Origin of the sequence: Pollutimonas sp. M17, assembly GCF_025836975.1 — a bacterium.
GTDB lineage: Bacteria > Pseudomonadota > Gammaproteobacteria > Burkholderiales > Burkholderiaceae_B.
In genome coordinates this window covers 1,747,265-1,767,375 of the sequence record NZ_CP107548.1, presented here as the reverse complement: position 1 = coordinate 1,767,375, position 20,111 = coordinate 1,747,265, and the positions used below count along the sequence as shown (strand labels likewise).

General features: G+C 64.0%; 21 protein-coding genes. 6 read left to right on the top strand and 15 right to left on the bottom strand.

Features of this window, described 5'->3' with window-relative positions; genetic code table 11:
- Window positions 1-15 precede the first annotated feature (15 nt).
- On the top strand, window positions 16-612 hold the full coding sequence (locus tag OEG81_RS08415; protein WP_264132274.1) for a chorismate--pyruvate lyase family protein: 597 nt from the start codon (window positions 16-18) through the stop codon (window positions 610-612).
- Window positions 613-1,399: 787 nt separating this feature from the next.
- On the opposite strand, the gene OEG81_RS08410 is transcribed toward OEG81_RS08415, so the two are convergent.
- From OEG81_RS08410 to OEG81_RS08400, 3 genes are all read right to left on the bottom strand, one after another.
- Complete coding sequence (locus tag OEG81_RS08410; RefSeq protein ID WP_264132273.1) at window positions 1,400-1,942, bottom strand: YaeQ family protein; 543 nt, start codon at window positions 1,940-1,942, stop codon at window positions 1,400-1,402.
- Between the two features lie 52 nt (window positions 1,943-1,994).
- The gene (locus OEG81_RS08405; RefSeq protein WP_180069597.1) at window positions 1,995-2,333 is read right to left on the bottom strand and encodes a P-II family nitrogen regulator; all 339 of its coding nucleotides are present in this window, start codon (window positions 2,331-2,333) and stop codon (window positions 1,995-1,997) included.
- Window positions 2,334-2,400: 67 nt separating this feature from the next.
- Entirely contained in the window at window positions 2,401-3,711 is a 1,311-nt protein-coding gene (locus OEG81_RS08400) for a mechanosensitive ion channel family protein (RefSeq protein WP_412034124.1), read from the bottom strand.
- 74 nt (window positions 3,712-3,785) lie between these two features.
- On the opposite strand from OEG81_RS08400, the gene argH reads away from it, so the two are divergent.
- Window positions 3,786-5,210, top strand: a complete 1,425-nt coding sequence (gene argH / locus OEG81_RS08395; RefSeq protein ID WP_264132272.1) for an argininosuccinate lyase — start codon at window positions 3,786-3,788, stop codon at window positions 5,208-5,210.
- A gap of 92 nt (window positions 5,211-5,302) precedes the next feature.
- Here argH and rlmD read toward each other — a convergent pair whose 3' ends face one another.
- Window positions 5,303-6,616: a 23S rRNA (uracil(1939)-C(5))-methyltransferase RlmD gene (rlmD, locus tag OEG81_RS08390; RefSeq protein WP_264132271.1), complete on the bottom strand. Its 1,314-nt coding sequence runs from the start codon at window positions 6,614-6,616 to the stop codon at window positions 5,303-5,305.
- Window positions 6,617-6,892: 276 nt separating this feature from the next.
- Between rlmD and OEG81_RS08385 the strand changes: the two genes are divergently transcribed.
- Window positions 6,893-7,597 carry a 2OG-Fe(II) oxygenase gene (locus tag OEG81_RS08385; protein ID WP_412034135.1) on the top strand — a complete coding sequence of 235 codons (705 nt, stop codon included), beginning with the start codon at window positions 6,893-6,895 and terminating at the stop codon, window positions 7,595-7,597.
- 72 nt (window positions 7,598-7,669) lie between these two features.
- Here OEG81_RS08385 and OEG81_RS08380 read toward each other — a convergent pair whose 3' ends face one another.
- From OEG81_RS08380 to surE, 5 genes are all read right to left on the bottom strand, one after another.
- Window positions 7,670-8,296: a hypothetical protein gene (locus OEG81_RS08380; protein ID WP_264132269.1), complete on the bottom strand. Its 627-nt coding sequence runs from the start codon at window positions 8,294-8,296 to the stop codon at window positions 7,670-7,672.
- 110 nt (window positions 8,297-8,406) lie between these two features.
- A complete protein-coding gene (locus OEG81_RS08375; RefSeq protein ID WP_264132268.1) occupies window positions 8,407-9,195 on the bottom strand; it encodes a 3'-5' exonuclease in 789 nt (262 codons plus the stop codon).
- The gene (locus tag OEG81_RS08370; RefSeq protein WP_264132267.1) at window positions 9,192-9,971 is read right to left on the bottom strand and encodes a peptidoglycan DD-metalloendopeptidase family protein; all 780 of its coding nucleotides are present in this window, start codon (window positions 9,969-9,971) and stop codon (window positions 9,192-9,194) included. The genes OEG81_RS08375 and OEG81_RS08370 overlap by 4 nt, the downstream gene beginning before the upstream one ends.
- 17 nt (window positions 9,972-9,988) lie before the next feature.
- Window positions 9,989-10,807, bottom strand: a complete 819-nt coding sequence (locus OEG81_RS08365; protein ID WP_264132266.1) for a protein-L-isoaspartate(D-aspartate) O-methyltransferase — start codon at window positions 10,805-10,807, stop codon at window positions 9,989-9,991.
- Entirely contained in the window at window positions 10,792-11,550 is a 759-nt protein-coding gene (gene surE, locus OEG81_RS08360) for a 5'/3'-nucleotidase SurE (RefSeq protein WP_264132264.1), read from the bottom strand. The genes OEG81_RS08365 and surE overlap by 16 nt, the downstream gene beginning before the upstream one ends.
- Window positions 11,551-11,657: 107 nt before the next feature.
- Between surE and plsY the strand changes: the two genes are divergently transcribed.
- Window positions 11,658-12,299: a glycerol-3-phosphate 1-O-acyltransferase PlsY gene (plsY, locus tag OEG81_RS08355; RefSeq protein ID WP_264132263.1), complete on the top strand. Its 642-nt coding sequence runs from the start codon at window positions 11,658-11,660 to the stop codon at window positions 12,297-12,299.
- Window positions 12,300-12,355: 56 nt separating this feature from the next.
- Here plsY and tsaD read toward each other — a convergent pair whose 3' ends face one another.
- Entirely contained in the window at window positions 12,356-13,426 is a 1,071-nt protein-coding gene (gene tsaD, locus OEG81_RS08350) for a tRNA (adenosine(37)-N6)-threonylcarbamoyltransferase complex transferase subunit TsaD (RefSeq protein ID WP_264132262.1), read from the bottom strand.
- Window positions 13,427-13,524: 98 nt separating this feature from the next.
- Here tsaD and OEG81_RS08345 point away from each other — a divergent pair, with 98 nt between their 5' ends.
- Complete coding sequence (locus OEG81_RS08345) at window positions 13,525-14,817, top strand: NCS2 family permease (RefSeq protein ID WP_264132261.1); 1,293 nt, start codon at window positions 13,525-13,527, stop codon at window positions 14,815-14,817.
- Between the two features lie 114 nt (window positions 14,818-14,931).
- Window positions 14,932-15,303 (top strand): thioredoxin, encoded by a 372-nt coding sequence (gene trxA, locus OEG81_RS08340; RefSeq protein ID WP_264132260.1) that lies wholly within the window; start codon window positions 14,932-14,934, stop codon window positions 15,301-15,303.
- Window positions 15,304-15,378: 75 nt separating this feature from the next.
- Here trxA and OEG81_RS08335 read toward each other — a convergent pair whose 3' ends face one another.
- The 5 genes from OEG81_RS08335 to OEG81_RS08315 form a co-directional block, all read right to left on the bottom strand.
- Window positions 15,379-16,014, bottom strand: coding sequence for an IMPACT family protein (locus tag OEG81_RS08335; protein WP_264132259.1), 636 nt, complete (start codon window positions 16,012-16,014; stop codon window positions 15,379-15,381).
- 12 nt (window positions 16,015-16,026) lie between these two features.
- The gene (locus tag OEG81_RS08330) at window positions 16,027-17,628 is read right to left on the bottom strand and encodes an ABC-F family ATPase (protein WP_264132258.1); all 1,602 of its coding nucleotides are present in this window, start codon (window positions 17,626-17,628) and stop codon (window positions 16,027-16,029) included.
- A gap of 57 nt (window positions 17,629-17,685) precedes the next feature.
- Window positions 17,686-18,654 carry an LD-carboxypeptidase gene (locus OEG81_RS08325; RefSeq protein WP_264132257.1) on the bottom strand — a complete coding sequence of 323 codons (969 nt, stop codon included), beginning with the start codon at window positions 18,652-18,654 and terminating at the stop codon, window positions 17,686-17,688.
- 65 nt (window positions 18,655-18,719) lie between these two features.
- Window positions 18,720-19,250 carry a tRNA adenosine(34) deaminase TadA gene (gene tadA / locus OEG81_RS08320; protein WP_412034123.1) on the bottom strand — a complete coding sequence of 177 codons (531 nt, stop codon included), beginning with the start codon at window positions 19,248-19,250 and terminating at the stop codon, window positions 18,720-18,722.
- Between the two features lie 7 nt (window positions 19,251-19,257).
- Window positions 19,258-20,106, bottom strand: coding sequence for an HAD family hydrolase (locus tag OEG81_RS08315; protein WP_264132256.1), 849 nt, complete (start codon window positions 20,104-20,106; stop codon window positions 19,258-19,260).
- Window positions 20,107-20,111 lie beyond the last annotated feature (5 nt).

Below are 20,111 nucleotides of genomic sequence, written 5' to 3'. Positions count from 1 at the left end.
GCGATAATACGGTTTATGGAATTACACCCACCTCAGCACTCCGATTGGATCGCGGCGCCCTCTCCTTCCCTCAGCCGCCAGCAAAAATACTGGTTGTTCCGCCCCGGCGCCCTGACGGCGGGCCTGCGCCGCCTTGGCTCCGTGCAGTTGCGGGTGGTCCGCGAGCATGCCGCCGGCCTGCCGCCGGCTGAAGCCTGGATGCTGGACCGGCCGGTCCGCAGCCCCGTCTGGGTGCGCGAGATCATCATGTCCATCGATGGGGTAAACAGCGTATTTGCCCGCAGCTTCACGCCGCTGGCGGCCTCGCACGGCCTGTGGCAGGGCATGCGCCGCCTGCGTACCCGGCCGCTGGCCGACATGCTCTATCACGATGCCCAGATCACGCGTTCGGGTTTTCTGGCCTGCCGCTTGCGCGAGCAGCGCCCGCTGTACAGGTCGGCCCGCCGCATGCTGGGCGACCAGTGCCCTCCGGCCAACAGCATGCTGGCGCGCTGCTCGGTGTTCTGGCGCAGCGGGCAGCCCCTGCTCGTGGCCGAATGCTTCCTGCCGGACTTCTGGCCCCTGGCCGCCAGATCGGCCTATGGGCAGGGATTGTCGCTGGAACAGATCTAGGGCCTGCAATGCTAACAGGCGCTAGGAGGTGGGCCGCTTGTGGGTGGAGATTGACAGGCCGTTGGATCTGTTTACGCCCAACGAGTGGGCCAACTGATTCGAGCTGCTTGTTCATTTGAACTGCTGCTTGCTTCTTCTGACGTGCGGCGGGGCTCGGGCGGCGGGCCCGCTCCACGTGACCGGTTCGGCGCCGTCGCGCCGAACACCGCTTCGTCTTGCTCGTCCGCCCGTCCGGGCTGCCTTCGCGTACGACTGGCTCGGCCTCGCAAGTCGCCCGGCCCGCCACCCGAGCCCCGCCGCACTGCGACAATGAGGCATGTTTCACTGTTGGCACGATGGCCCCTTTGGGTTGGAATGGCAGCGCGCAGTCGGGTTTGAGCAAGCACGAGGATCACAGTCCGAAGCCCCAAGCGGCCCGGCTGGCGGGCCGCGCCAGGGCGAGCGCACAACGTCTTTCTGACTGAAGATCACGAAACGCAAAAAGGCCAAGCACCCAAGACGCCCCAACAGCCAGGCACTATTCCAAGATGCAGCGGGCGGGGTGGGGGTGAAGGCCGGCGGGCCCTTCGGGGCCGAGCGCGTCGTAGGCGAAGGCAGCCCGCATGGGCGGACGAGCAAGACGATGCGATGTTCGGCGCGCGGGGCACCGAACCGGCCACGCGGGCCCAACGGCCTTCACCCCCACCCCGCCCGCGTGTACGAGAGCAAGTTTGGCGCAGAGGTAGTGTTCGTGGCACTTGCCCGACGCAGCGCTTTGAAACATGTAAACACCTGAACCGAAAATGCTCTAGCCCGCGCGCCAGGTGTCGATCTCGACGACCAGGCTGTCGCTGTCCGAAGCCACCAGCACGGCGCCCTCTTGTATGGTCACGTGCAAGGTCATGGCGCGCTGAGCAAAACCTGCCAGTGCCTGGACGGCGGCCGGACTGACCGACAGCACGCTCAGGTTCCTGATGCGTGCCACAGCCGCCTGCGCGCCCTGCCACCAGACCTGGCTGGCGTGCCCTCCGTAGCAGAACACCACGACCCGCTCCGATTTGCCGCCGGCCTGCAGCAGGCGCCGCTCGTCCGGATGGCCCAGCTCTATCCAGTTCAGGATGGAACCCGTCAGGTCCTTGTGCCAAAGCGCGGGCTCGTCGGTGGTGCTGAGCCCGCGCGTGAAGGCCAGGCCTTCGTCGGCATACAGCGCAAAGGCCAGGACGCGCAGCATCATGCGCTCGTCGGTTTCCGAGGGATGCCGCGCCAGCGTCAGCGCATGGCTGCCGTAATAGCCGCGATCCATGTCGGCCACATGCAGGTCCAGCTTGAAGATGGTGGCTCGCAGCGCCATGCCTCAGGCCTTTGCCGGATGCGGCGCACACATGGCGCCCGGCCTTGCGGAGTCAGAGCGCATCGATGCCGCTTTCGCCGGTGCGTATGCGTATGGCCTGCTCGACCGCCGTGACAAAGATCTTGCCGTCGCCGATCTTGCCGGTGAACGCCGCCTTGATGATGGCGTCGATGGCCGCGTCGACCATGGCCGCGGGCAGCACGACCTCGACGCGTATCTTGGGCAGGAAGTCGACGACATATTCGGCGCCCCGATACAGCTCGGTATGGCCTTTCTGGCGGCCGAAGCCCTTGACTTCAGTGACGGTCAGTCCGTTGACGCCGATGTCGGCCAGGGCTTCGCGCACCTCGTCCAGCTTGAACGGCTTGATGATTGCCGCGACTAGTTTCATTGCATGACTCCACGATAAAGAAAAATTATCGCACGGCCGCCCCGCAAATGGTGGAACGGTCCGGCACTCATGGGTTCGCGGAGTCCGCGTTCGATGCCTGCGCCGCCGCCGAGCGGCCCGGCGCATCCCAGGCCCGTACGAAATCGGCTCCCGAAGGCGCCTGGTAAAGGCGCAGCGACAATTCGGGCAGGATGGCCAGCAAGTGATCGAAGATATTGCCCTGGATGCGCTCGTACTCGACCCAGGCCGTGTTGTTGGCAAAGCAATAGACCTCGATGGGAATGCCCTGGGAGTCGGGCTCCATCATGCGCACGATCATCAGCATGTCCTGGTGCAGCTCGCGCTGCTGGCGCAGGTAGGCCAGGGCATAGGCCCTGAAGGTGCCCAGGTTGGTCAGGCGCCGGCGGTTGCCCTCCAGGTCGGCCAGCGGGCCCAGCGCCCGATTGCTTTCATCCAGTTCCTGCTGCTTGCCGTCCAGGTAATCCTTCAGCAGCGCAAAGCGCCTCAAGGAAGCGATTTCGTCTTCGCGCAGGAAACGGACCGTGCCGGCATCGATGCGCAGGGTGCGCTTGATGCGCCGCCCGCCCGATTCGAACATATAGCGCCAGTTGCGATAGCTTTCGGAAAACAGCTTGTAGGTGGGAACGGTGGTGACGGTCTTGTCCCAGTTCTGCACCTTGACCGTGTGCAGGGCGATGTCGATGACGAAGCCGTCGGCGCCCGCCTGCGGCATTTCTATCCAGTCGCCGATGCGCAGCATGTCGTTGGACGTCATTTGCGTGCTGGCCACCAGCGACAGCAGCGTGTCCTTGAACACCAGCAGCAGCACCGCCGACAGCGCGCCCAGGCCGGAGAGCATCAGCAATGGCGAGCGATTGACCAGTATGGAGATGACCAGTATCAGGCAGATGGCCCAGAAGATGATCTTGCCCAGCTCCAGGTAGCCCTTGATGGAACGGGTCTGGGCCCGCGTGCTGGCCGCATAGATGTCCTGCCAGGCCGACAGCACCCCGTTCAGGGCCATGAAAAAGAAGACGATGCCGCCGCACAGGAATATGCGCGCCATGAGGTCGGCATACTTTTCCTCGATGGGAAGCAGGCCGATGTTGGACATGATGACCAGCAGGGGAACCGCGTAGCTGAGGTTGCGGAACACCCGCCGGCGCGCCAGCGCCACCGACCAGTCGTCGTGCCCCATCGCCGTCAGGGTGCGCCGGGCGACGGTGGTGAGGACGCGCGAGGTGATCCAGCCGGCGATGACGACCAGCACAGCCAGGACGGCCAGCCCCAGGGCCACCTGTCCCCACAAAGTGTCGGGCATGTGGCGGTTGATCCAGCCGTCGCCCATCCATTGGGCCAGCAGAGTCTGTTCTTGCATCGATCCCGCTTTATCTCTTGTCGTTCCAGGGCCATCTAATATAACTTAGCGCCGTCCCTTATAATCTTGCCACTATGCCAAATAACACTTCCCCCGAACATCAGGACCAGTTTGCGAACAAGGCTCAGGCCTGGTCCGCCCGTTTCTCCGAGCCCGTATCCGATCTGGTCAAGCGCTATACCGCGTCGGTCGATTTCGACCAGCGCATGGCCGCCTTCGACATCCAGGGCTCGCTGGCCCACGCCGACATGCTCGAATCCATAGGCATCATCAGCGGCGATGACAAGGCTTCCATCGAGAAAGGCATGGCCCGCATCCTGGAAGAAATCGGCTCGGGCGCCTTCGTCTGGTCGCTGGACCTGGAAGACGTGCACCTGAACATAGAAAAACGCCTGGTGGAGCTCATCGGCGATGCCGGCAAGCGCCTGCATACCGGGCGCTCGCGCAACGACCAGGTCGCCACCGACATCCGCCTGTGGCTGCGCAACGAAATCGACATCGCCATCGGCCTGCTGCGCCAATTGCGCGGCAAGCTGGCCGAGCTGGCACTTGAACACGCGTCGACCATCCTGCCGGGCTTCACGCACCTGCAAGTGGCCCAGCCCGTCACGTTCGGCCACCACCTGCTGGCGTATGCGGAAATGTTCGGCCGCGACGCCGAGCGCCTGGCCGACTGCCGCAAGCGCGTCAACCGCCTGCCGCTGGGCGCCGCCGCCCTGGCCGGCACCTCTTATCCCATCGACCGCGAACGCGTCGCGCGCACGCTGGGCTTCGACGAGGTCTGCCGCAATTCGCTCGACGCCGTGTCCGACCGCGACTTCGCCATCGAGTTCTGCGCGGCCGCGGCCCTGATCATGACCCATATCTCGCGGCTGTCGGAAGAACTGGTGCTGTGGATGAGCCCGCGCGTGGGCTTCATCGACCTGGCCGACCGCTTCTGCACCGGCAGCTCCATCATGCCGCAAAAGAAGAACCCCGACGTGCCTGAACTGGCCCGGGGCAAGACGGGCCGCGTCAACGGCCACCTGATCGCCCTGCTGACCTTGATGAAAGGCCAGCCCCTGGCCTACAACAAGGACAACCAGGAAGACAAGGAAGGCCTGTTCGATTCGGCCGACACCATACGCGACACCCTGACCATCTTCGTGGACATGGTGGGCGGCATACGCGTCAAGGCCGACGCCATGCGCGCCGCCGCCCTGCAAGGCTTCGCCACCGCCACCGACCTGGCCGACTACCTGGTCAAAAAGGGCGTGCCCTTCCGCGATGCGCATGAAACCGTCGCCCATGCCGTGCGCGCCTGCGAGGAACGCGGCTGCGATCTGGCCGACCTGCCCCTGGAAGAACTGCAAGGCTTCCATGCTCTGATCGAACAAGACGTCTATCAGGTGCTGACCCTGGAAGGCTCCGTGGCCGCCCGCAAGCATATAGGCGGCACGGCGCCCGAGCGCGTCAGGCTGGAAGCCCAGCGGGTTCTGGACGGCACCGCCGAAACCTGAGCCTTTTGCCTCCGGCTTGACGGTCAGGCGTCAAGCCGGAAGCCGCAGCCGCCGCGCCGCGTCAGGCAGCATGGCGAAGGGCCCCTCAGGGCTCAGGCATCGAACACGGCTATTGATTCCACATGGCCGGTGTGCGGGAACATATTGATCACTCCCGCGCTCTGCAAGCTATAGCCGCCCTCGTGCACCAGTATTCCCGCATCGCGCGCCAGCGTGGCGGGGCTGCAGGACACATAGACGATGCGCCGGGGCCTTTCCGCGGGGGCCAGCGCCGCAAGCGCCCGCGCCACCGATTCGGCGCCTTCGCGAGGCGGATCGATCAGCACGCGATCGAAGCGCCCCAGATCCCGCAGCCATTGCACGTCCACCTCGAACAGATTCAAGGTCGCAAAACGGGTCTTGTCCTCCAGGCCGTGCCGGCGGGCCGCTTCCATGGCCCTTTCCGTCAGGGCCGAGCTGCCTTCCACCCCCACCGCACTGGCCGCGCGGGTAGCCAGGGGCAAGGTGAAATTGCCCAATCCGCAAAACAGGTCGGCGACCCGGTCCTCGGGCTGCACATCCAGCAGGCCGATGGCCTTGGATATCAGCGTGCGGTTGATGGCATGGTTGACCTGGGTGAAATCGGTCGGGCGGTAAGGCATGCGCAGGCCGAACTCGGGCAAGGCATAGGCCAGCTTGTCGGCGTCTTCGGCATCCAGCGGACGCACTGTTTCAGGCCCCTTGGACTGCAGCCACCAAGTCACGTCGTGGCGGGCGGCGAACTCCCTCAGCAAGGCGACGTCCGACGGCGTCAGCGCTTCCATGTGGCGCAGCAGCAAGGCTGTTGTGCGGTCTCCGACCGCGACTTCAATCTGCGGAAACCGGTCGGGGCGCGACAGTGAGCCGATCAACTCGCGCAAAGGCAGCAACATGCCAGAGACATGCGGCGGCAAGACCCTGCATTCCCTGATGTCGGCCACGTAGCTGCCGCGGCGCTCGCGAAAGCCCACCAGGACGCCGCCCTTCTTGGCCACATGCCGGACCGACAGGCGGGCGCGATAGCGATAGCCGAAAGTGGGGCCGTGCAAGGGCGGCAATACCATGGCGGGCTGCACCTTGCCGATATGCCCCAGCGCATCCTCGAGGACGCGCTGTTTCACCGCCACCTGGGCGGCCGGCTCCAGATGCTGCATGGCGCAGCCCCCGCAGACCCCGAAATAGGGACAGGGCGGTTCCGTGCGCTGCGGCGAGGGCTTGAGCACCCGCTCCAGCCTGGCCGTGTCGTAGGTGGCTTTTTGCCGGCTTATGCTGGCCAATACCTTTTCACCCGGCAGCGCGCCGTCCACAAATACGACCTTGCCCTCGCGGCGGGCAATGCCCCGCGCTTCAAGGTCGAGCGACTCTATATCAAATACTTCAAGCGTCATTATCCGGAAAATCCTAGAAAGCAGGCCCGAATTTTACCCGGATGCGGACGGCGCCCGCATCGCCGTGGCAGGCCCGAACAATGAATCGCCCGTTTCGCTCCGGGTTCCAGGCATCCGGTCTCGAACTCGACCGCAGGAATCGGAGTTTCAATGTAGGCGCCGATCGCTAGACTGCGTACCAGGGCGATGGCGCGATAATGGCTGTCCGGGCTGCCGTCGGGACATGAAGCAAAAGCGCCGGCGCCGAAGTCCCGGCTTGAACAAGGTTTTCCGATGATGCCACCCTCGACCGAATTGAAGAACCTGGATTGGGCAGCCATCGCCGGCCAGATGGATAGCGAAGGCTACGCCGTGCTTCCCGGTCTGCTCGCTCCCGAACAGGTACACGCCCTGGCACAGCGGATCGGCGGCGACGCAGCCCTGCGCCATGAACCGCTGTCGTCACTCGACCTTGGGCGTGGCGATCTGTATGTCTTCCAAAGCGACCTGCCCGACCCCCTGGCGGCATGGCGCAAAGCCTTCTATGAGCATCTGGCTCCCATCGCCAACCGCTGGAACGAAGCGCTGGATGCGGCCTATCGCTACCCGGCGCTACTGGAGGAATTCCTGCAGCGCAATCGGGAAGCGGGCCAGACCCGGCCCTTGAGCCACCTGAGTCGACTGGGTGAATCGGACTACATGGCGCTGCACCGGCAAAGCGAGGGCGAGCATGTATTTCCCATGCAAGTGGTCGCCCTGCTGGCCGCGGCAGGCACGGATTTCACGGGCGGAGAGTTCGTGATGACCGAACAGCGTCCGCGCATGCAGTCACGCCCGATGGTTCTGCCTCTGCAGCGGGGGGACGCCGCCGTCATCGCCACGGCGCAACGGCCGCTCAAAGGCAGCAAGGGCTATTACCGCGTCAATCTCAAGCACGCAGTCAGCCGCGTGCGCAGCGGACAACGAATCGGCCTGGAACTGTCGTTTCATGACGCTCCGTGATATGCGGCCGCGTTGACGGCGGCTCCATGTAAAAAAAACCGGCCCTCGGGCCGGTTCGATCGCTGCATGCTCCTACGAAGAGGCTTTCTCGACGGCCGGGGCGGCCTGCTGGCGGTGCTCCTTGCGCTTCGCCGCGTGTTTGGCGAATTTCTCGGCGCGCTCGCTGAAGTGAGCGGCCACCTTCTGCTGCTGCGTAGCGTCCAGCGCATCCCAGACGGCCAGCCATTTCTCGTCGATCTTGCTGCGTTCCGAACGGGCCTTTTCCCGCGCCTGTTCACCTTGCTTCAAGGCTGCGCGAGGATCGAGTTTCCCGGATTTGACCTGTTCGGCCTTCTCTTTCATGGAGGACTTCATCGCCTGGCGCCGTTGGGCGCGCACTTCTTTCTGCTCGGCCTTTGCGGAATCCAGCAATGCGCTCTGGCTGTCGTTCAGGGCCAGCGATTGGACGAAATCCTTGCCCAGGGGGCCATAGCCCGGCACCCACATGGCGGCGTCGCGCAGATGGCGGTGCATGTGCCGATGCATGGACTTGTGATGCTTGCCCGCCTTGTCCACATGAGCGCCGGACACGGCGGCCGGGTTTTCCTGTCCGGAGGCGGCCGCGGCCGGGCCGGCTGCGGCAAACGATGCGCCGCAAACCGCCAGGGCGGCGCTCACGGCGGCCAACTTCAGGGATACGGATAGCTTGGAGGTCTGCATGAGGGAAGATTCCTTTTAAGACGTTAGGAGCCTTCATTGTGCGGGCCTACCGGTTTCCACCCTGTTTCAAGCCATGCCGGAATTTTTTCAGCCGGTTTCAAACGCCGGTTCTAACACGCAGCATCGCCCCAGGAGGCCATGTACTCGATCCAATGCGGCGCGGAGCTGGCCTGCAGGGTATCGCGCACCAGTTGAACTTCGGCGTCGTAGGCGATGCGGTCCAGTTCGCCTTTCAGGTAGCGAAAACGGCAATACACCAGCCAAGTGTTCACCACATCGGTTTCGCAATAGGCCCGGACCTCATCGGCCTTGCCTTCGGACCAGGCCTTCCAGACCTGGCTGCCATCCATGCCCAGTTTGCCCGGAAAACCGCAGAGCTTGGCAAGCTCGTCCAGCGGCGCATTGGCGCGACCGTTGTACTTGGCCAGCAGATCCATCAGGTCGACGTGGCGATTGTGATAGCGGCTGATGTAGTTGTTGAACTTGAAATCCCGGTCGTCCTCGCCGGTGTCCCAATAGCGCGGAGCGGGAACGGCGTGGATCAGGCTGCGGTAATGCAGCACGGGCAGGTCGAAGCCCGAACCGTTCCAGCTGACCAGCCTGGGCGTATAGCGCTCTATGGTCTTGAAGAAGCCCGCCAGCAGCACGGCCTCGGGATCGTCGGCGTTGCCCAGGGTCTTGACGCGAAAACCCTGGTCGTCCCGGAACACGCAGCCGACTACCGCCACCTTGTGCAAATGCAGGGGAAGGAAGTCGGTGCCGTGGGATTCCCGCCGGGCGGCCAGCGCCGCCTCGATGACCTGGGTATCGGACATGCCCGCATCCCATTCGGGATTCAGGCGCCGCAGGCCCTGGGCATCGGGTATGGTTTCCAGGTCGAAGACCAGGGTCGGCGTCATCGCGCGGGCAGGTAGGACAAGGGATTGACCGGCGTGCCGCGGCGGCGGATTTCAAAGTGCAGGCGCGGCGAACTGGTGTCGGTCTGCCCGATGGCTGCGATCTTGGCGCCCTTCTTGATCTGCTCCCCGGTCTTCACAAGCAGCGTCTGATTATGGGCATAGGCGGTGATGAAGCCGTCGCTGTGTCCGAGAAGAATGAGATTGCCCAGGCCGCGCACGCCATTGCCGGCATACATGACCTTGCCGTCCGCGGCTGCAAGCACGGGGTCGCCGGCGGCGCCGGCGATATCGATGCCCTTGGTGTTGGCATTGAAGCTCTGGATGATTTTCCCGGTGGCCGGCCACGCCCAGTTGATGATGTTAGCATCGCTGGCACGGACGCTGCTGGTGGGCTCGACCGGCTTGACGGGCGTGACGGGGACCGGCGTGGCAACGGCGGGCGCCGGCGCAGGGCCGGACGAATCGAGCCGCAGCACCTGCCCGATGCGCAGCTGGCTGGGATCGCTGATGTTGTTCAGGCGGGTGAGCTCGGCCACCTCGATGTTGTTGGCCTGGGCGATCTTGTACAGCGTGTCGCCCGCCTTGACGACATAGGTGCCGCCGGCGGCCGGCGCCACGGCGCCGCCCGACATGTCGGTAACAGGCGCCTGCGTGGTTCGGGATGCGCATCCAGCCAGAATGCTGGTGGCAATGACGGCGCCAAGCACCAAATACCGGGATGTGCGTTTAGGGTGTTCAAGTGTCGGAGCGGTAGACCGAAACGTCCCTGCGTGCATGTGGCTCTCCTGAATGCTTAAGACTGTGTTCCTGGCCGAAGCGGGACAAAGCGGACCGATTCGAGCTCTTCACGGTGCCATGTGGCGGCACCGGTACGCTCGATGAGAATCAGGCGCTGCGCCGTTGTCCCCTCCGGGGCGATCAAACGACCCCCAATGGCTAACTGTTCCAGCAAGGCCTGGGGAATTTTAATACCGGCCGCCGCGATGACGATGGCATCGAATGGCGCAATTCCGGGCAATCCTGCCATGCCATCGCCAAAGGTGAGGCGGACACGACCTATAAGTTTCTGCGCCCTGAGGTGCTCGCGTGCGAGCTCGTACAGTCCGCGTATACGCTCGATGGCGTGCACTTCCTTGATGAACTGGGCAAGCACCGCCGCCTGATAACCGCAGCCTGCGCCCACTTCCAGTACTTTAACCGGAACGCGATTTTCGCACACGGCGGAAATCATGCGGGCCACGACCCAGGGCTGCGAAATGGTCTGGCTGTGCCCGATGGGCAGCGCCGCGTCTTCGTAGGCCCGGCTGGCCAGGCCCTCGTCGACGAACACATGCCGGGGCACGGCCATCATGGCATCCAGCACTCTTTCGTCCTGTATGCCCTGGTTGCGCAGGCGCTGGATCATCATGCCGCGCGAACGCTCGGAATTCAAGCCCAAGTTGACCATTGTTGAAGCTCGCCGCCCCGCCGCCGGCGCGCTGGACGCGGGGTTGCCGGGGCCGAAGATGCGGGTATTGCTGTTGGCGGCCGACACCCCACCGCCCAGGCTGGACCGGCCGAAGCGGTTCGTGGTGCCGCTGGCAAAGGGGAAAGGCGCTACCGGTTTGCGCATAGCGGCTCCGCCCAGTCTCTGATCTGGCTTAACTGCTCATGATGAGTCAGGTCGAATCGCAAAGGCGTAATCGAGACGGCGTGCTGCTCTATGGCGCCGAAGTCGGTGTCGGACGCGGAGTCGGACACACGCCCCACGGGGCCTATCCAGTACACCGGATCGCCATAGGGAGTGCTGCTCTTGACGACGGGCTCGGAGGGATGGCGCTTGCCCAGCCGGGTGACGCGCAACTCCTGGATGGTTTCAAACGGCACGGCCGGGATATTGACGTTGAGCAGGACCGGGCTGGACAGGGGTTCGAGGGTTTGCCGCTCGACGATGAGACGCGCGATGCGCGCGGCGCCGTCGATATGCTGCCAGCCTTTTTCCGTGAGCGAAAAGGCAATGGCCGGAATGCCGAACAGATAGCCCTCGGTGGCGGCGGCGACCGTTCCCGAATACAGGGTGTCTTCACCCATATTGGCCCCGTTGTTGATGCCCGACACGACCAGGTCGGGGCGAAAATCGAGCAGGCCCGTCAAGGCGATGTGCACGCAGTCGGAGGGCGTCCCGTTGACATAATAAAAACCGTTGTTGGCCTGCCGCACCGACAGCGGACGGTTCAGCGTCAATGAGTTCGACGAACCGCTGCAGTTGGTTTCAGGGGCCACCACCGTAAGATCGCCCAGCCCTTTAAGGGACTGCGCCAGCGCTTCCAGCCCCGGGGCGTTGTAGCCATCGTCGTTGGATACCAGTATGCGCATTGCCTTCCAAAAAATTCAACCGAACGTAGCGAATTGTACCCGGTCGTTTTGGTGTTTTGGGCGACACTGGGTAGAATCGCCGCACAAGCCATCGGAGTCATTGAATTATGTCAGTTGCCACCTCTATCGCCATCTCGCTGGGCCTGGTGCTCGGGTCCTACCTGCTGGGTTCCGTGCCGTTTGCCGTGGTCGTCAGCCGCGCCATGGGGCTCGCTGATCCGCGCAGCTTCGGCTCGAAAAATCCGGGCGCCACCAACGTGTTGCGCACCGGCAACAAGAAGGCCGCCGCGCTGACCCTGCTGGGCGATGCCGCGAAAGGCTGGCTGGCCGTGATTGCCGCCGCCTACGTCGTGCAGCGCATGGGCTTGCCCGGCAGCGTGGTGGCGATATGCGCCGTGGCCGCCTTCCTGGGCCATGTCTACCCGGTGTTCCTGGGCTTCAAGGGCGGCAAAGGCGTGGCCACCGCGCTGGGGGTGATACTGGCCGCCAGCCCCTGGCTGGCGCTCGCCACCGCGGCCACCTGGCTGATCGTGGCCTATGCCTTCCGGTATTCGTCCCTGGCCTCGATCGTGGCCGCCATCTTCGCTCCCCTGTATTACCTGCTGGGCGGAAACGTGGCATGGGAACTGGACAAGGCCATGGCGCTGGCCATCGTCGTCATATCGGTGGTATTGCTGTTCAGGCATCAGGCCAATATCAGCCGACTCATGACGGGCAAGGAAAGCCGCATCGGCGCCAAGAAAAAATAAGCTCCATCGGCATTGCCCGACTCTTCCGGCGGATGCCGCCGTCCGGTGGACAAGCCTTAGCCGGCCTGCAAGGCTTTGCCGCTGGCATCCTGCCGGCATACGTCCTGCAAATCCCAGCGCGGCCTGACCGTGAAGGCATGGCTTGCATCGCTCAGGTCGGCCAGGCCCGCCTTGACGCGCTGGGCGCCGGCATAGGCGATCATGGCGCCGTTGTCGGTGCAAAGCTCCAGAGGCGGAAAGAAAACCTCGCCGCCCAGCTTGCCCATGGCGTGCAGCAGGCGTTCGCGCAGATGCCGGTTGGCGCCCACGCCGCCCGCCACCACCAGGCGCTTCAATCCGGTTTGCTTCATGGCCTTGACGGCCTTGGCCGCCAGCACGTCGACGATGGCCGCTTCCGTGGAGGCCGCCAGGTCGGCGCGCTGCTGCGGCGTCATGCCGCCGGGCGCCTTCTCCAGCGCCTTCTGGCGCGTCAGCACCGCCGTCTTCAGGCCGCTGAAGCTGAAATCCAGATCGCGGCTGTGCAGCATGGGCCGCGGCAGGTCGTAAGCGGCCGGATCGCCCTGCTCCGCCAATCTGGACAAGGCGGGCCCTCCCGGATAGCCCAGCCCCATCAGCTTGGCTGTCTTGTCGAAGGCTTCGCCGGCCGCATCGTCCAGCGTTTCGCCCAACAGGCGGTAGTCGCCCACGCCACCCACGCGCATGATCTGCGTATGCCCTCCCGAGACCAGCAGGGCCACGAAAGGAAAGGCGGGCTGAGGGCTGGCAAGCAGCGGCGACAGCAGATGCCCCTCGAGATGATGAATGGCGATGGCGGGCAGGCCGCGCGCCCAGGCAAAGGACTGGGCCACGCTGGCGCCCACCAGCAAGGCGCCGGCCAGGCCCGGCCCGGCGGTGTACGCCACGGCGCCGATCTGTTCCATGGCCACGCCCGCCTTGTCCATCACCTCACGCGTCAGGGGAAGAATGCGCCGGATATGGTCGCGCGACGCCAGTTCGGGGACGACCCCGCCGTACTCCTGGTGCATGGCGATCTGGCTGTGCAGGGCATGGGCCAGCAGGCCTTTTTCGGTGCAGACCAAGGCCACGCCCGTTTCATCGCAGGAACTTTCAAAACCGATAATAATCATGGACGCTAGTTTACCGTCGGCAAAACGGACTTAGAATTCAGGCTTCATCATTATCGTTTATCCATCAAACACGATCCACCACTCTTCTGGGGAAGGAAATGCTCGAACGATTATTCCAGTTGCGCGAACACGGGACATCGGTCCGCAGCGAAATCCTGGCCGGCATCACGACTTTTCTGACGATGTCCTATATTATTTTCGTCAATCCGGAAATCCTGTCGAGCACGGGCATGGACAAGAGCGCCGTTTTCGTCGCCACCTGCCTGGCCGCGGCGCTGGGCACGCTGATCATGGCTTTCATGGCCAACTGGCCCATCGGGCTGGCGCCCGGCATGGGCCTGAACGCCTTCTTCGCCTTCACCGTCGTGGGCGCCATGGGCTACAGCTGGCAACAGGCGCTGGGCGCCGTGTTCATTTCGGGCGTAATCTTCGTGGCGCTGACACTGACCGGAATCCGGTCCTGGCTGATCGACGGCATCCCCCATTCATTGCGATCGGCCATCGCCGCGGGCATAGGCCTGTTCCTGGCCATCATCGCCCTGGGCGGCTCGGGCATCGTGGTGGCCAATCCGGCAACCAAGGTGGCGCTGGGCGACCTGACGGCGGCGCCCGCCCTGTTCGCGATACTGGGCTTTTTCATCATCGCCGCGCTGGATGCACTGAAGGTCCGGGGCGCCATTCTCATCGGCATCCTGGTCGTCACCGTGCTGTCCATGCTGACCGGCAACAGTCAGTTCTACGGCGTGTTCTCGGTGCCGCCCAGCCTGGCCCCCACCTTCTTCCAGCTGGATATCATGGGCGCGCTGCACACAGGCTTCGTCCACGTCATCCTGGTGCTCGTCCTGGTCGAGGTCTTCGACGCCACGGGAACCATGATAGGCGTGGCCACCCGCGCCAACCTCATCCAGGAAGGCAAGCCGAACCGCCTGGGCCGCGCCCTGCTGGCCGACAGCTCGGCCATCGTCGCGGGCTCCTTCCTGGGCACCAGCAGCACGACCGCCTACATCGAAAGCGCCGCCGGCGTCCAGGCGGGCGGGCGCACCGGCCTGACCGCGCTCACCATAGCCGTGCTGTTCCTGCTGTCCCTGTTCCTGGCCCCGCTGGCCGGCTCGGTGCCGGCTTACGCCACCGCTCCCGCCCTGCTGTATGTGGCCGGGCTGATGCTGCGCGAGATTACCCAGATCGACTGGAGCGACATCACCGAAGCCACGCCGGCCGCCCTGGCGGCGATGATCATGCCCTTCACCTATTCCATCGCCAACGGCCTGGCTTTCGGTTTCATCAGCTATGTCGTGCTGAAAGCCATCACCGGCAAGTTCCGCCACATCCATCCGGCGACCCTGCTGGTGGCCGCCCTGTTCGTGATCAAGTACGCCTTCTTTCCTGAGTGATGATGCCCCCCCACGCCGCGCAAGGGGCCGGAAATGGCTGTACACTGGATGTTCACATCCAGTTAGAACAGAGTAAGCGGCTGCCCTAGCCGCTTTTTTATTTTGGGGATTGCTATGAGCACCATCGATTTGAACAAAGACACATTTCAAGCGGCCATACAGGAAAGCAAGCCGCTGATCGTGGACTTTTGGGCGCCATGGTGCGGACCATGCCGCAATTTCGCGCCCATCTTCGACCAAGCCTCTGAACAGCATGACGACGTCACCTTCGCCAAGGTGAACACCGAGGAAGAGCAGGAACTGGCTGCCGGACTGGGCATACGCTCCATTCCCACGCTGATGGTCTTCCGCGAGCGCGTCCTGCTGTTTTCCCAGCCCGGCGCGCTGTCCGCCAGCCAGCTGCAGGAATTGATCACCCAGGTCAAGGAAGTGGACATGGAGCAGGTCCACGCCGAAATCGCCGCCCAGCAGAACGGGCAGGCCTAGACGGCAAACCGCCGGTCTGATTCGTATATTCCAATTCGGACATTCCGGCTTCCCGGACAGGACGCAAACCGCGTTCTAGTCCTGCTTGGATGAATATGCGCAGCGCTGCATGGCCGGCCCGGTCGCTGAAGCAAGCCGCCACAGCGCCCGCCCGCGCGTCAGGTCCGCCACCAGCGCGCACAGTTCCTTCTCGCGGCTTCTGGGCAGCGCCAGGCGCCAGTCCACCCCCGAGCCGTCGAACGACTCATCGACGACGCGCGCATCGAACGAGGCAAACCGGGACTGCACCAGGGCCAGATCCGTGAAATCGCAGCGGCAGTCCACGAATACCTCGTCCACCAGTTCCACCTTGTCGGCCAGCCGCAGGCATTGCGCGGCAACGCCGCCATAGGCGCGCACCAGGCCGCCCGACCCCAGCTTGATCCCGCCGAACCAGCGCAGCACCAGCACGGCGACCCGGTCGCATTGCTGGCCTTCGATGGCCTGGAGTATGGGGCGCCCCGCCGTGCCCCCGGGCTCGCCATCGTCATTGAAGCGGTATTCGCCGCCGATGCGATAGGCCCAGCAGTTGTGCGTGGCATCGGGCGAGCTGTGCTGGGCGAAAAACCGCAAGGCCTGGCCGGGATCCCGGACGGGAAGGGCCAGCGCGGCGAACCTGCTTTTCTTGATCTCTTCCTGGTGGGAGGCCAGGCCGGTCAAGGTGAAGGACATGACCGCGGCCGATCAGGCTTCGATGCCGCGCGACGACAGGTAATCGTCGTAATTGCCTTGATAGTCCAGGATCTCGCCATTGGGCATGATCTCGATCACCCGCGTCGCCAGGCCCGATACGAACTCGCGGTCGTGGGACACGAAGATCAGGGTGCCGGCATAGAGTTCCAGCGCAAACTGCAGGGATTCGATGGATTCCATGTCCAGGTGATTGGTGGGCTCGTCCAGCAGCATCACGTTATGGCGGCCCAGCATCAGGCGGCCGAAGCTCATGCGGTTCTTTTCACCGCCCGACAGCACCCGCACCTCCTTGTTGATGTCGTCGCCCGAGAACAGCAGGCGGCCCAGCACCGAACGCATGGCCTGGTCGTCGTCGCCGGCCTGGCGGTAGTCGGCCAGCCAGTCGAACAGATTCTTGTCCGATTGGAATTGCTCGGAAACGTCCTGCGCCATATAGCCCAGGTCGGCGCTGTCGGACCATTTGACCGTTCCCGTGTCGGGCTCCAGGTCGCCAGCCAGCATGCGCAGCAGCGTCGTTTTACCGACGCCGTTCGCGCCGATGATGGCCACCTTCTGGCCAGCCTCTATCATGGCCGAAAACGGCTTGATGACCGGCTTATCGAACGATTTGGAGATCGATTCGATGGTGACCGCCAGGCGGTGCAGGACCTTGCTCTGTTCGAAGCGGATGTAGGGATTCACCCGGGAAGACGGCTTGACCTCGACGGCGCTGGCCTTGATGCGGTCGATCTGCTTCAGGCGGGAAGTCGCCTGGCGGGCCTTGGATTTGTTGGCGGCGAAGCGGCGCACGAAGTCCTGCAGTTCGGCGACCCTTTCCTTGGCCTTGGCATTGGCCGCGCTCTGGCGCTCGCGCGCCTGCGTGGAGGCCAGCATATAGTCGTCGTAATTGCCCGGGTAGATGCGCAGTTCGCGGTAATCCAGGTCGGCCATGTGCGTGCAGACCTGGTTCAGGAAGTGGCGATCGTGGCTGATGATGATCATCGTGCTCTGGTAGCTGTTCAGCACGTCCTCGAGCCAGCGTATGGTGTTGATGTCCAGGTTGTTGGTGGGTTCGTCCAGCAGCAGGACGTCCGGGTTCGAGAACAGCGCCTGGGCGAGCAATACGCGCAGCTTCCAGCCCGGCGCGATCTCCCGCATGGGCAGCTGATGCTGTTCGACGGGAATCTCCAGCCCCAGCAGCAGTTCGCCGGCCCGGGCTTCGGCGGTATAGCCGTCGTACTCCGAGAACTTGGCCTCGAGGTTCGCGGCATGCATGTAGTCGTCTTCGGTGGCGTCCGGGTTGGCGTAGATCGCATCCCTTTCGGACATGACCTGCCACATTTCCTCGTGGCCCATCATGACGACGTCCAGCACGCGCGTGTCTTCATACGCGAACTGGTCCTGGCGCAGTTTCCCCAGGCGCACTCCGGGCTCCAGCGACACGTTGCCGGCGCTGGCCTCCAGATCGCCCCCGATGATTTTCATGAAGGTCGATTTGCCCGAGCCGTTGGCACCGATGAGGCCGTAGCGGTTGCCGTCGCCGAACTTGACGCTGACGTTCTCGAATAGAGGTTTGGCGCCGAACTGGATGGTTAGATTTGCGGTGGATATCACTGGGTGGTTTTCGCGTAGTAAGTAAAGAGAACAACCCAGTAGTTTAACAAGCCGGCCTTAAAAATGCTCTTCCAGCACCAGATGCGCCATGCCCTTCTCTGTGGCAACGCCGACCTTCCTGCCCACCGGCAGCGTGGCCTTCACCCTTACGTGGCCATAAGGCAGGCCGGTCACGACCGGCACCTTCACATGGGCGCGCAGCCAGGCCACGACGCTGGGCAGGTCGTAGCCCTTATCGTTCTTACCCAGCTTGTAGTCGGTGAACCGACCCAGCACGATGGCTTTTTGCCGGGAGAGAATGCCGGCATGCCAAAGCTGGGTCAGCATGCGTTCGATGCGGAAGGGATGCTCCGCCACATCCTCCAGGAAAAGGATGCCGCCCCGGACCTTGGGCATATAGGGCGTGCCCACCAGCGAGGCGACCATGGCCAGGTTGCCCCCCCACAATACGCCCCGCGCGTCGACGGGGTCGCTGTCGGCCGACTCGAAGCTAAGGATTTCCAGTTCGCCGCGCATGCTTTCGGCAAACAGGTCCGCGGTCAGGTCGTCCATCTTGGCCGCGCCGAAATCGAAAACGGCCGTCGGCCCCGCATAGCTGCAGGCGCCGGTTTGAGCCAGCAGCGCCAGGTTGAACGCCGTGAAATCGCTTTGCCCGATGAATATCTTGCCGCTGTCGGCCACCGCCCGCCAGTCGATGAAAGGCAGCAGGCGGCTCAGGCCATAGCCGCCGCGCGTGGCCATGACGATGGGCCGCTTCTGCTTCAGGGCGCGGACGATGGCGGCCAGGCGCTGCTTGTCGGTTCCCGCGAAGCGCTCGTGCACCGCCAGCGCCGTACGGTCCACGGCCGTCTTGAAGCCCAACCCGGCCAGCCGTTCGACCGCCCGCTCCAGCGTCCGCGGGTCGGCCACCGCGCCCGAGGGCGAAATCAGGTAAATGCCGTCAGGCGCGGCATGCCCGTGGCCACCGTGATGGGGGCCGTTCTGGTGGTCATGGTCGTGATCGTGGTCGTGCGCGGCATGCGTCATGGTTCTGCCTGTGATGGAATAAACGATAAACTTGCTGGGTATATTAATACGTTAATACGGCTGCCTTAATGCGGCTGCCCGGCGCCTTTGGCCTTGGCGCGCCGCTCGCGGAAGAAACGGCGCAGCATGTCGCCGCACTCATCGGCCAGGACGCCGCCCGACACCACCGTCCTGTGGTTCAGCTGCGTGCTTTCATGCACGCTCAGAACGCTGCCGCAAGCGCCCGTCTTGGGATCGGCCGCCCCGTAGACGACCCGGCAGAGGCGCGCATGCAGCATGGCGCCCATGCACATGGCGCAGGGTTCCAGGGTCACGAAAAGGCTTGCGCCCGGAAGCCGGTAATTCTTGAGGGCGGCGGCGGCCTGCCGCAGGGCGACGATTTCGGCGTGGCTGCTGGGGTCGTGGTCGGTGATGCTGCGGTTGTAGCCCAGGCCTATCACCCTGCCCCCTTCGTCCAGGACGACGGCGCCGACGGGCACTTCCCCGGCTTCGTAGGCCAGTTCGGCCTGCTGCAGGGCCAGCCGCATGGCGGCTTCGTCGGACAGGTCCCCCGCGACGGACCGCGGCAAGGCGTTCGGGTTCGCACTATCGCTCATAGCCGCCTCAACCGCGATAGATTCGGTTGTTCAGGGCAATGCGGCCGGCCAGGCTCTCCACGGCTTCCTCCAGCCATTGATACAGTTCGGCCTGCTCGTCGTAGCGCGCCTGGTTCAGGTTGGACACGCGTCCTTCCTGGATGAAGCCCCAGGCCCGGCTGCGCTTGTCGCGGTGCCTGGGATCCCAGACGCCGAAGGCCACCCCGCCCGAACGCCGTATCAGCGAAAAGCAGGGAATATCGGTATAGCCGTCGCCGACGAAAATCATCTGTTCGAAAGGTATGCGCAGCTTTTCCTGGGGGATCTTCTTGTTCACTTCAAAAGGCTTGTTGCGCGACGAGGCGCCCACGATGCCCTTCTGTATGTGGAACAGGTAGCGGGTCTTGTCGGTGAAGCTCACCACCCGTTTCGGGAAGTGGATGGCGCCGGCGTCGTCATAGATGAACTCCGAAGCCCAGATATCGGTGAATTCCTGTGCGATCGGCGTATGCCGGACCACGTCGCCGATGCCGCTGGAAATCAGATAGAACTCCAGTTGAACCTGCGGGTGCTGTTCCTTCACCATGGCGCGCAGGCGGCTGAACAGGGAGCCCACACCCTCGTGCAGCGGCAGGCGGGCGCCCCATTGCGCCAGGCGCTCGCGCGTGATGGCGCCGTGCGAGCCTGACCGGGACAGTTCTATCATCTGGTACAGGTAGGCCGGCACGGGATCCCAATCGTGCTCGAACAGCAAGGGCCCCACCTGATCCTTCCAGAACCGCTCGACGTCGACGCCCATATCGGCCAGAAAGCCGGTGGTGCTGTCTGGGGCCAGCGTATCGTCGAAATCGAATATCAGGGCAATTACGTCGGACATGCAAG